General features: G+C 48.9%; 11 protein-coding genes. 8 read left to right on the forward strand and 3 right to left on the reverse strand.

Annotated features, from left to right (window positions below; all coding sequences use genetic code 11):
- Nucleotides 1-6 precede the first annotated feature (6 nt).
- The 3 genes from trxB (at nt 7) to BLS44_RS20590 (ending at nt 2,149) form a co-directional block, all read left to right on the forward strand.
- Nucleotides 7-957, forward strand: coding sequence for a thioredoxin-disulfide reductase (gene trxB, locus BLS44_RS20580; protein WP_090392124.1), 951 nt, complete (start codon nt 7-9; stop codon nt 955-957).
- 33 nt (nt 958-990) lie between these two features.
- A complete protein-coding gene (locus tag BLS44_RS20585) occupies nt 991-1,353 on the forward strand; it encodes a dihydroneopterin aldolase (RefSeq protein WP_090392125.1) in 363 nt (120 codons plus the stop codon).
- A 73-nt stretch (nt 1,354-1,426) separates the two neighbouring features.
- A complete protein-coding gene (locus BLS44_RS20590; RefSeq protein WP_090392126.1) occupies nt 1,427-2,149 on the forward strand; it encodes a hypothetical protein in 723 nt (240 codons plus the stop codon).
- A gap of 20 nt (nt 2,150-2,169) precedes the next feature.
- On the opposite strand, the gene BLS44_RS20595 is transcribed toward BLS44_RS20590, so the two are convergent.
- Nucleotides 2,170-2,664 (reverse strand): cytidine deaminase, encoded by a 495-nt coding sequence (locus BLS44_RS20595; protein WP_090392127.1) that lies wholly within the window; start codon nt 2,662-2,664, stop codon nt 2,170-2,172.
- Between the two features lie 290 nt (nt 2,665-2,954).
- Between BLS44_RS20595 and BLS44_RS20600 the strand changes: the two genes are divergently transcribed.
- Nucleotides 2,955-3,698: a hypothetical protein gene (locus BLS44_RS20600; protein ID WP_090392128.1), complete on the forward strand. Its 744-nt coding sequence runs from the start codon at nt 2,955-2,957 to the stop codon at nt 3,696-3,698.
- Between the two features lie 473 nt (nt 3,699-4,171).
- On the opposite strand, the gene BLS44_RS20605 is transcribed toward BLS44_RS20600, so the two are convergent.
- On the reverse strand, nt 4,172-6,739 hold the full coding sequence (locus tag BLS44_RS20605; RefSeq protein WP_090392129.1) for a M1 family metallopeptidase: 2,568 nt from the start codon (nt 6,737-6,739) through the stop codon (nt 4,172-4,174).
- A 111-nt stretch (nt 6,740-6,850) separates the two neighbouring features.
- Between BLS44_RS20605 and BLS44_RS20610 the strand changes: the two genes are divergently transcribed.
- Together BLS44_RS20610 and rimO are read left to right on the forward strand one after the other, a co-directional pair.
- Nucleotides 6,851-8,560, forward strand: coding sequence for an FAD-dependent oxidoreductase (locus tag BLS44_RS20610; RefSeq protein WP_090392190.1), 1,710 nt, complete (start codon nt 6,851-6,853; stop codon nt 8,558-8,560).
- 161 nt (nt 8,561-8,721) lie between these two features.
- Nucleotides 8,722-10,038, forward strand: a complete 1,317-nt coding sequence (gene rimO, locus BLS44_RS20615) for a 30S ribosomal protein S12 methylthiotransferase RimO (RefSeq protein WP_090392130.1) — start codon at nt 8,722-8,724, stop codon at nt 10,036-10,038.
- Nucleotides 10,039-10,354: 316 nt separating this feature from the next.
- Here rimO and BLS44_RS26675 read toward each other — a convergent pair whose 3' ends face one another.
- Entirely contained in the window at nt 10,355-10,507 is a 153-nt protein-coding gene (locus tag BLS44_RS26675) for an AP2/ERF family transcription factor (protein ID WP_090392191.1), read from the reverse strand.
- Between the two features lie 127 nt (nt 10,508-10,634).
- Here BLS44_RS26675 and BLS44_RS20625 point away from each other — a divergent pair, with 127 nt between their 5' ends.
- On the forward strand, nt 10,635-11,090 hold the full coding sequence (locus tag BLS44_RS20625) for a hypothetical protein (protein ID WP_245729326.1): 456 nt from the start codon (nt 10,635-10,637) through the stop codon (nt 11,088-11,090).
- 508 nt (nt 11,091-11,598) lie between these two features.
- The gene (locus tag BLS44_RS20630) at nt 11,599-11,808 is read left to right on the forward strand and encodes a dodecin family protein (protein WP_090392131.1); all 210 of its coding nucleotides are present in this window, start codon (nt 11,599-11,601) and stop codon (nt 11,806-11,808) included.
- Nucleotides 11,809-11,838: the final 30 nt, after the last annotated feature.

Below are 11,838 nucleotides of genomic sequence, written 5' to 3' on the forward strand. Positions count from 1 at the left end.
ATCTATATGACACAGGAAACAGGAGCAGAAAGAGTAAAATGTTTAATTATCGGTTCGGGACCTGCGGGTTATACAGCGGCAATCTATGCTTCCCGCGCTAACCTGAACCCTGTTCTATACCAGGGTATTCAGCCCGGCGGACAGCTGACCATTACCACAGAAGTAGAAAACTACCCGGGATACCCGGATGGTGTACAGGGGCCGGAAATGATGATCGATTTTGAAAAGCAGGCCAAGCGCATGGGCGCAGATATCCGCTTCGGGATTGCTACCAGGGTCGATTTTTCGGGTCTGCCCCACAAGGTTTGGATCGATGATGAAAAGCTGATTGAAGCCGATGCGGTGATCATTTCCACCGGGGCATCTGCCAAATGGCTGGGCCTGTCGAGCGAAGAACGTTTGAATGGGTTTGGTGTAAGTGCCTGCGCGGTTTGTGACGGGTTCTTTTTCAGAGGGAAGGAAGTGGCCATTGTAGGAGCGGGTGATACTGCGGCGGAGGAAGCGCTTTACCTGTCCAAACTTTGTTCTACGGTGCATATGCTGGTACGGAAGGATGCTATGCGGGCATCTAAAGTGATGCAGGACCGCGTGTTTAAAACACCCAATATCAAAGTGTATTTCAATACAGAAACCGAAGAAGTGCTGGGCGAAAAAACGGTTACCGGTGTACGTATCAAAAATAATCAGACAGGGACCGTGGAAGAAATTCCCGTGAATGGCTTTTTTGTGGCAATCGGGCACCAGCCCAATTCCGATATTTTTAAAGGATTCCTGGATATGGATGAGGCCGGGTATATTAAAACAATACCGGGAACCTCAAAAACCAATATCGAAGGCGTTTTTGCTTCGGGAGATGTACAGGATAAAATATACCGCCAGGCGGTAACAGCAGCCGGAAGCGGTTGTATGGCGGCATTGGATGCAGAGCGTTACCTGGGTGAAAAGGGGATTCACTAAACAGGTAGGGGTTCCTGCGGAAAAAAACAATGAATGGCACAAGTCATTACCATACACCTGGAGCAGCTCCGCTTCTTTGCCTTTCACGGACTGTATGCAGAGGAAAAGACAACAGGCAATGCATTTGAAATGAATCTTTCTGTTTCATTTTCCAGGGATGCTGTCGTTATTACAAGGCTTGAAGATACCCTGAATTATGCGGAGGTATATGGCATCGTAAAAGATGAAATGCAGCGCCCGCGGGAATTGCTGGAAACCTTTCTTACTGAACTGGCCGCAACTTTAAAGGAACGGTTCCCGGAGATCATCCTGCTAAATATGAGTTTATACAAACTTACTGTTCCGATAGAAGGTTTTGCCGGCAAAGTGGGGGTGGCGCTGGAACGCCGGTTTTAACAGTACTTTCTGATTAAAAGGGGCAGATTATGGTCTCTCTGCTTTACCTTGTAGTCCATAACTACTGTCGTTTATGGAAAAACAATTTATTGCTGCCTTTTCTTTCTTTATTTTATTGGTAACGGCCTGCGGCAAAAATGATGTGGCGCTTCCGGCCCGGGAACCGGAAAAGGACACGGTTTCTTTATGGGCCAACACGGAGAACCGGCTGGCTTTACCGGGTTATGCGGGTAAAGGGTATATGCTGGTTGCATCCGATTCATCCATTGCTGCGGCTGTTTGGGATGGAGATGGTGTACGGATCAGCGCGCACACACCGGGCAACACCGTTATAACGATCCTGGATAAGATGCTGGGAACTTCCCTGATGAAGATTACTGTTTTTTCACGGTCGGTAGCAACAGCCTATGGCTGGAGAGGTGTTGAGAACACACAATGGAAAACGGCGGTCATTGTAAAGGCCGGTAATGCTGCAGGTGCTTTGGAGTTGCAGCACCAACTGCTTGATTCAATAAAAAACGAAATACAGGGCAGCGGTTTTATTTTTCGCGGAAATGAAGCCGCTGAATATTCCAGGAACCGGCAGCTTTATAAAGTAGCGTATGTCTTTAAAGACTGGATACTTGTGTTAAACCATGAGGGCTGGCAGGAGCAGATCCCGCTGCGCCCGGCAACCTATAATGTGATCGGGCTTACACAGGACCTTACAGATAGGTATAAGGCCCGTTATCCTGCCAGGAAAATATCCAAAGTGATCATTACCCGGTATTTTACAGAAGTGCTTCCTCCCGGCTAACCGGATACTTTTAACTGACTTCAATCCTTCCGGCCCAGGTCCTCTTCGCTAAAAGCCAGTGGTAACAGGTCCTTTACCGTATTGATGATGTATACGGGGCCTTCCATACCCGATAATAACAGGCGAATAGGCGTTGCGGTGCGTTTTTCGTATTCCGATAAAGCCTGCCGGCACATACCGCAGGGGGAGATGGGGCGATTGCTGCTGCTATTGACCGGGTGATAAGTAACAGCCAGGGTATGGATCGGCTCATCACTGTATTGAGTTCCCACAGTTGCCAGTAATGCCCTTTCCGCACAAATGCCAACAGGGTAAGATGCATTCTCCTGGTTGGATCCCACAACGGTGCGGCCATTGGCAAGCTTTGCCGCGCAGGCTACATTGAACTTTGAGTAGGGGGCATAAGCTTTCCGGGTGGTTTTCCGGGCCAGCTGCAGCAGAGCCGCGTCCTCATCACTAAGTGCATTGCTGTCTTCAACGATCTTATAGGTGAACTGAAATTTTTTTTCCTTCATAATACCGGCCCCTGGTGTTTAGAAAAACAAAGAGTATTAAAGATACTGAATATTTTTTTGATGATCGGATCATTGACCAGGCGTTCGCTTCATCATCCATAAGAACTAACCCGGGTGTTCCGTACGGCAAACCCATTGGCCGGCCGGCCGCTTACTGCGATGTAATCATGTAAGGTGGTGTTGCAAACAATAGGGCAAAGGCACTGATGTAACGGCCAGTTATTGCATGAAACAGGCTCTTTTGGCACTGATTTTGATTTAGCAGAAGCACTAATCTAAAATATAGATCTATGACAAACCGTATGGGCTTGGCCTTTTTCCTGATGTTTACAACAGTACTGATTGCCGGCTGCCAAAAAGATGACAGCGGGAGTGGTGATGACCCCGGTTCCACAAAGCCTCCTGGTGGTGGTACCGCCAGGGTAGTGCTGAATGACGCGTTTAAAAATAATAACAATAAATGGTTTGTGGGCACTTCTGCTACCAATGCGTTATTCTCTGCAACCCTTCATGGTGCAGCTGATGGATTGTGGGCAGAAACTTATGAGCTGAACTACGGTGATATTACTACCATCGGTGGTTATGAATATGCTGTTTTTCCAAGGGATATCTTTACAGCCGGGGCAAAAAAATATACTATCGAATGCGCTATAGGTGGTGCGGCGTTTAGCGAAAAAAGATCCAACTCTTTCTATTATGGCCTGGTGATCAACCTAGACAAAAAAACCAACCGCCATACCAGCTTTTTGCTGAGTACTTCCGATAATTTCGCCATCTATCAGGGCAAGGCAGACGGCAGCAGCACCAATGTGCCGCTAAAAGGCTGGACGGCCTACACCCCACAGTATGACGGACTGCTCCTCCAAAAGATGCGTATAGAAGTTACTGCGGATGGCAAGGGCCGTTTTTTTATCAATAACAAGTTGCTGTTTTCCGGCACTGTTGGCAAAATGAAACCAGACCGGATTGCCTTTGTAGTGAGCGGTGGTATGTACTGTGCCATAAAATCTATCAAAGCTACACAGGAAAATTAAAACCGGCAGGCAGCTGTTAAAAGATGCAAAAGTTGCGTAAAGAATGAATATACCTATGATGAAAGGCTGCCTCTGGCACGTTGGATATCAAACCGCAGCTAAAACCAGGAAGAAATGAAATCGGGTTTCGCAAAGGGACTTCTTAAAGAGCGTAGGATAAACATATTATAACGGGTGAGGTAAGATTGGAAAGTATAAAGGAATACACCCCGTTTGTTTCCTTGGGAAGCATTGGTGATTTATAAAAGAAGAACTTCAGAAAGCTGTTCTCATAATGAACCGGAATCAATTTTATTAAAATGCGTAATTACTAGTGGTTTGTGAGGACACAAACCACGGCTCACGCCACGGTCAGTGTCCTCACTGACCGAGAAAAGAAATAATTTTGATGCCGGCTTATTATCATATATAGGGATCAGCAACGGTGTGTCATGATCCCTCTCCCGGCCTGAAAGGCTATCCGCCATTTACCTTTAACGTATAATCACCTGCGCCCTTTTCAGGTTGTCGGTACCCTGCAGCACTTTTGCCTTTAAGGAACTGTTTAATGTCCGGTCGTTTTGCAAAAATGAAGTAACAATATGATCCGCCGATGCAGACTGGTAACTGCCGAAACTGGACTGCAGCCAGTTGCCGGGAAAGAAAATGTCCCCGGTACTCTGGATCTCCGGCAGCAGCCGCAGTGTCTGCTGCAGGTACTTTTCTGCGGACGGTTGGCGGAGGGGATGGTGAAGGTAGGAAAGTGCAGCGCTGACGGCCGACTCATTGGAGCGGTTTTCCCGCTGCTGCAGGCCGGCAAAGAACCGGTCTCTGACAACCGGATCAACGGAAAGCGCCGGCATGATGATCCGGAATCGTTTGGCCCGGTCGGGGTCCTTAATACGCAGCAATTGTTGCTGAAGGAGCTTATCGCTGGTCTTGCTCCTCAGCGCCAGCGCAAATGCAAGATTGGTATAGTCCTCCTCTTTTAAGACCACATTTGCCGGAGGCTCCTGGCTGTACCAGATGCTATAGAGCCTGGCAGTAGCAGGTTCTGTGCCGAAAACGGATTGATAACATCCGAAAAGGATCTTTTTGTTATTGGAACTTTTTTGCTGCAGAAGCGCTTTCCAGATACTGTTTTCCAGTTGCCCCGTCCACCGGCTGCGCTGTTGGGGCGCTATAAAGTTCCAGTAGATGGTACTGATGTAGCCCGTGAGCAGGCGCATGTTCAGTTCCACTGTTTCCCTGGCAAGGCCGGATTCAAAAAGCCGGAGCAGCTGCAGCGGGGTCGTATAGCGGCCGTTCAGCATGTTCTCATAAAGTGAGATATAGGCAGAAGCCCGGCTTACATAGTTATCGATGCTGAAAAGGTGCGGGAGCATGGCTGTATCTATAGGCCATACGCCGTATCCCATACCGGAGGCATTGAACTGGATAAACAGCGGTTGTTTGCGATCCAGGGCACGGGGCACTTCCTGTGCGGACAGGCTGTCACTTACGGTAACCGTGCGTACCAGTCCCTTATAGTAAAAGCTGATGTCGAAGCGTTGCGGCCAGACCCGGTTGCTGCCGGATTCCGCCTTCTGAAAAACGGTGAAGCCGGTAACAGGGCCGCCGGCGGGGGCATATTCTGCTTTATAGTCAAACACGGGCCTGCCCGGCTCATTTACCCAAACGGCGTTCCAGGCATGGAGATCTGCCGGGGCCAATTCATCCAGGATGCTGATCAGATCGGGCCAGGAGGCATTCTTAAAGGCATAGGTCTTCAGGTAGGTTTGCACGCCTTTTTGAAAAGCGGCGGCACCCATCAGCTCTTCCAGCTGCCGCATCATTACGGGCGACTTATGATAAATGATCCCCCCGTATAAAGTACCCGCTTTTTCGAGATTGTCCAGGGGCTGCCGGATCGGGTTGGCTCCGGCGGTACGGTCGATGGCATAGGCCGGGGGAAGATGATCCGTAAGAAACTTTAAGGAAAAGCCCTGTTCATGATGAGGGGTGGCCGTGGCTTTGTCTGCCATAAAATTGGCAAAGACCTCTTTCATCCATACATCCGAAAACCAGTTCATGGTAACCAGGTCGCCAAACCACATATGGGCTATTTCATGCGCCAGCAGGTGTGAGCGGCTGTTCAATTGCCCCTCTGTTGCATCTCCTGTAAGAAACAGGGTGGATGCCTGTAAGAGGATGGCACCGGGGTGTTCCATGCCGCCAAACTGGAAGTCGGGGATGGCTACCATTCCATGTTTCTGGAAGGGGTAGGCAATGCCTGTCCATTGCTCATTAAATTCCACCATTTTTTTATACTGCTCAAAAATGGCATGCAGACTGCTGTTTATCTTTTCGGGGTCCGTCTCGCGGTAAAGGAATTCGATCTCGTCATCTCTCCATCGCTCCCTGGCAATGCGGAACTTTCCTGCTGCAAATGAAAAAAGGTAGGTGCTGATCTTATCAGAAGGGGCAAAACGCAGGAACTTTTGCCCGTTACGGATAGCAGAATCCCGGAGCCGCCCGTTGGCGATCGCTACCCAGTCCGGGGGAATAGCAAGGCTGAGGGTGAAGGTGGCTTTCAGATCGGGTTGATCGAAGCAGGGAAAAACCGTCCGGGCCCGGTCCGGAACAAAGAGGGTATATAAAAATTCCTCCCTCCGGTTCAGCGCGCCATCGCCTGCAATAAGGTCGAGGTGGATGCGGTTGGCGCCTTTTTTCAGCAGCCGGGCATCAATAATGATATGCTCGTTATCGCAGCGGACCGGGGTCTCTTTGCCGTTCACAGTGATCTTCTTCAGTTTTTTGGGGTCTTCTTTAAAATCGAGGAGCAGGGGTGCCCCGGTGGCAGCTGTGTAATGAAATGATAGCTCTTCTTTCAGGGTAATAGCGGCTGCCGGCCTGCCGGGAATATCGAATGACAGCTCATAATGGAGGTCGGTCAATGTCTGTTCCCTTGATAGGGCAAGCAGCTCAGAAACCCCTTTGCTGATGGCCGCTTTTTTTGGGCGCTTGTTACAAGAAGCCATACAGACAATAACCAGAATAAAAGAAAACAGCATCCATTTCATAGCTGCAAAGATATCATGGTTTGTATATAGGGACGGAAGGCGCAGGTCTGCCGGGAAAAAGAAAACGTTTTTACCTATATTAGCAACTACTTATACGATCGTTTGGCATTTATGAAGCGAAGAAATTTTATCGGGCTGTTAGGCGGAAGCAGTGCCGGAGCAGCAATAAGCGCGGCCCTTCCTTTTCATGTTGGGGAAGCGGGCCCGGGCATTACCAGGGGGGAAAATACGCTTAATGCGGATATAGTGATCGCCGGGGGCGGATTGGGAGGCGTTGCCGCAGCACTGGCCTCCTTAAGGAACGGGCAATCTGTAATAGTAACGGAGACTACGGACTGGCTGGGTGGTCAGCTTACGGCGCAGGGCGTACCGCCGGACGAGCATCCCTGGATCGAAACACATGGAGCGCCACAGTCGTACCGTGATCTCAGGAACCGGATCCGGGATTATTACCGGCAGCATTACCCTTTGACCGGAAAAGAAAAAGCCAATGCCCAGCTCAACCCGGGGAATGGTGCGGTTTCCCGTCTTTGCCATGAACCGGCTGTAGCAGAGGCCGTGATCCGGCAACTGCTGATGCCCTATATTTCCAGTGGCCGGCTGCTGCTGCTGACGGAGCACCAGGTGGTACGAGCTGCCGTAAGGGACACAAGGGTAGAATCGCTTACCGTCAGGAATAAGAAAAACGGTGCGCTGCTTGTGTTAAAGAGTGCCTTCTTTATTGATGCCACCGAGCTGGGCGACCTGCTGCCCTTAACCGGAACGTCCTATGTAACCGGTACGGAATCCCGCCGGCAAACCGGGGAGCTGCATGCACCCGAAACGGCCGATCCCGGAAATAACCAGGCGTTTACCATGTGTTTTGCTGTTGATTATATCGAAGGAGAACGTCACACCATTTCCCGGCCGGCGGATTACCTTTTCTGGAAAAACTATATTCCTGCCCTGAAACCGGCCTGGCCCGGAAAGTTATTAAGTCTCCGCTATGCGCAGCCCCAAACCCTGCAGGCTAAGGACCTGGGGTTTTCACCAGATGGAAAAGCGACCGGGGAATTGCTGAATTTATGGAACTACCGGAGGATCATCGACCGGAAGAACTTTAAGGAAGGGTTTTATAAAGGAGATATCACGATCGTTAACTGGCCACAGAATGATTATATACCCGGCAATATAGTGGATGTAGCAGAGGGTACGTTTCAAAAGCATGTAGACCGGGCCAAACAGCTCAGCCTGTCATTACTATACTGGCTACAAACGGAGGCGCCCGGGCCCGGCGGTGGGCGGGGATGGCCGGGATTGCGCCTGCGCAGGGATATTATGGGTACTGCTGACGGGTTGGCAAAATATCCTTATATCCGGGAGTCGAGGAGAATAAAGGCTCAGTTCACGATCCTTGAAGAGCACGTAGGCCGGGAAAACAGGGCCCGGGTGGCAACGGCCGGTAAGGAAAAAGCGGCCTCTTTTTTTGATTCCGTCGGTATCGGTTATTATCATATTGATCTGCATCCCAGCAGCCGGGGCAATAATTATATTGATTTTCCTTCATTGCCGTTCCAGATCCCGCTGGGCGCCCTGCTGCCGGTGAAAATGGAAAATATTTTTCCGGCGAACAAGAATATCGGAACCACGCATATCACCAACGGCTGTTACCGGCTGCATCCTGTTGAATGGAGCATTGGCGAAGCGGTTGGACTGCTGCTGGTATTTGCAAAAGCGCAGGGGGTATTGCCGGCAGCCGTACGCCGGGACCGGGAATTGCTGAAAAAATTCCAGGCATTTATACAAACCCAGGGGGTAGAAACCGAATGGCCCGCCCTGTAAATCGTTTGACAGGGTTTAATTGTTTGATCCGTAATGTGTTAATAGGTGCCCTGAAGCATTTCTGCCATTTTCCCGGAGCGGCAAACACCCCTTACGGGTGAATAAATTTGCATGTGGACATCTTCTCGTACCTTTGCAGCTTCTAAAAACAAGATCCCGGTTTGAAAGCAAGAACATTAAAGAAAGATAAAGTAAACATCATCACGCTTGGATGCAGTAAGAATATGGTGGATAGCGAGGTGCTGAGCGGCCAGTTAATGGCCAATGACATCAACGTGGTGCATGAAAATAAAAAGTTTGATCACAATATTGTAGTAGTAAATACCTGCGGTTTTATTGATAAGGCCAAGGAAGAAAGCATCAACACGATCCTGGAGCAGGTTGAGTTTAAAAAGCGCGGACGGCTGGATAAGGTATATGTGACCGGGTGCCTGAGTGAGCGGTACCGGAACAACCTGGAGACAGAGATCCCGGAGGTGGATGCTTTTTTTGGTACTATGGAACTGCCGTTGATCCTGAAACAGTTTGAGGCAGATTATAAGACCGAATTACTGGGGGAGCGGCTGCTGGCCACACCTAAACATTATGCATATTTAAAGATCTCCGAGGGATGCAACCGTACCTGTTCCTTTTGTGCCATTCCGCTGATGCGCGGAAAGCATACCAGCAAAACCATGGAACAGGTGGTGGCTGAAGCAGAGGGGCTGGTTAAGAAAGGCGTAAAAGAGATCATGCTGATTGCCCAGGAGCTCACCTATTACGGACTGGACATTTATAAAAAACGGATGCTGCCCGATCTGCTGAACCGTTTGGCGGATATTCCCGGGCTGGAATGGATCCGTCTGCATTATGCATACCCGACAAAGTTTCCGCTGGAGATCCTGGATGTAATGCGTCAGCGGGACAATATCTGCAATTACCTGGATATGCCGTTGCAGCATGCTGCAGATAATATGCTGAGCGCTATGAAACGGCAGATTACAAGGACAGAAATGGAAGAACTTGTAAGCGCCATCCGCGAAAAAGTGCCGGGCATTTGTTTGCGTACTACTTTAATAGCCGGTTTCCCGGGCGAAACGCTGGATGATCTGGAAGAGTTAAAACAATTTCTTGCAAAAGAACGTTTCGACCGCGTGGGTATTTTTACCTATTCGCATGAAGAGGATACCTCGGCTTACCAACTGGCAGATACCATTCCCCAGGAGGAAAAGGAGCGCCGCGCCCGGGAGATCATGGAATTCCAGCAGGAGATCTCTTATGAACTGAACCAGGAAAAAGTAGGCAGGACCTTTAAAACGCTTATTGATAAGAAAGAAGCAGGCCGTTATATCGGCCGTACGGAATTTGACAGCGTAGAGGTCGACAACGAGGTGATCATCAATGGTGCCGATAAATTAACGATCGGTGCGTTTTATAATGTGCAGATCGAAAAAGCATATGATTACGACCTGGAAGGTATCGTGACCGGCGTATGCTGAGACCCCGGTTTCCTCCGGGATGAGGCTTTATGCCAGGTGTGGCTTTATTACCCGATGAACGTTCTTTGGTTTCACGTCTAAAGTTCAACGCTAAATCCGTTTAATACCGATGATCAACTGAAGGCTGACAACTCCTGTGTTTGTTGCATGTCTCAGGTTTCAGGTTAGATCCGTGTTTTACCCCTCAAAGATCACAGGTAGGTTCCTGGCTTAACGTGGTGGAACATTGTTGAATGTGGTTGAAGAGTGTTTAAGGGGGGCTGAAAACTGCTCCGAACTTTCGGAGGCTGATAACTGGAAGCTGACTGCTGACACCTCAGGAATGCTGTTTAAAATACTGGATTTCCCGCTCATGGTTTTTAGCGGCTTCGAGCGTATCAAAGGTTCCGAGATTCCTGCGTTTGTTTGTTTTCTTATCCGGGTTCCTTGAGTACAACCGGTACTTGCCGGATTTAAGTTTGCGTATCATGGTGGATTTATTTAACAATGAGTAATAGCGGTTCACTATCAAAGTGTTGAGCACCCTGTTGTAATACCGCAATAAGCGGGCCGGGTATCCGGCAGCATTTTTGAAGTTACAGGGGTAAACGACCACCATGAAAAAAGAAACGTCTTCCCAGAAAATGAATACGATCAGCGAGTGTATCAATAACGCTATAAAAGAAGGATACACGCGGGATTTTTTTATCAGTAGCCCGGGGCTTTCTCATAATGGCACAGAGCGGTTGTATGCACCCGAAGAGGTGATCATAAAGAATTTTTACCGCTTTGAGGGGGAAAGCGACCCGGCAGATAGTGCGATCTTATATCTCCTGAAAACCCGGGATGGCACAAGGGGTACCTTACTGGACGCCTATGGCGTATACTCCGATGAGGACATTGCCGCATTCATAAAAGAGGTAAATGAGATCCATAAAAATAGCCCGGGGATCCGGACAAAACTTAGCCGGTATATAAAGATCGGGATCGGTGCGGCCCTGGCTATGGGAGCGGTAGCAGGGCTGCTCTATACCAGGAGGGGGCATGCCACCCATAAGTTTGCTATGGGTTAAGAGGGGAATTTACGCGCCGCAAGGAAGCATTTTTTGTACCTCAGGTCTGATCAGGTTTTTCTGCCGGTTCCGGTGGAATGCACCGTTTGACCGCAGGAAAATTGCAGCGGTGTTTGTGAAAAAAATGCACATTCCTGTGTATAAAAGTCTGCAGGAACTTAAAACGGATTTGGTGATAAGGCGATGAGCACCCAGGCATAATTCGTTCATCCCTGTTAATAGATTTTCTTCCGGGGTGTTAACGCATATCGAAAGTTATGCACTGAGAAAAACCCGCAGAACCTGAACCGGGTACTATGCCGGGTGCACTTTACCGGTATAACCATACTTCCGGCTGCAAATGGCTCCGGTAATTATTTACCGGAACTGTAGCTTTATTTCCACATCAGGGTATCCTGTCTTGTTGTTTCTTCAGCAGGTTCATCAGTGGCATTTTATTTTTGGTAATAAAGCAAAAAACGGATGCAAAGGCATAGAATGTATACATCATTGTTGTTTTAAACTTTTTATGCCCGTAGTAAAAATCATAGAAGCGATCGCGTCAGCACCGGAAAGTTTTGAAGACGCAATTCAAAACGCAGTAAGCGAGGTCATAAAAACAGTAAGAAATATAGACGCTGTTTCTGTCAAAGATTTTAAAGTGCATATAAAAGAAGGCGCCATTCACTCTTACGGGGTGATCTGCAAGATCCCCTTCGGGGTAGAAGAGGGGTCTTAGTGCCCGAAGCTGCAAAGGTTTAAAGGTGCA

The sequence above is a fragment of the Niabella drilacis genome (genome assembly GCF_900101395.1).
Classification (GTDB): Bacteria; Bacteroidota; Bacteroidia; order Chitinophagales; family Chitinophagaceae; genus Niabella; species Niabella drilacis.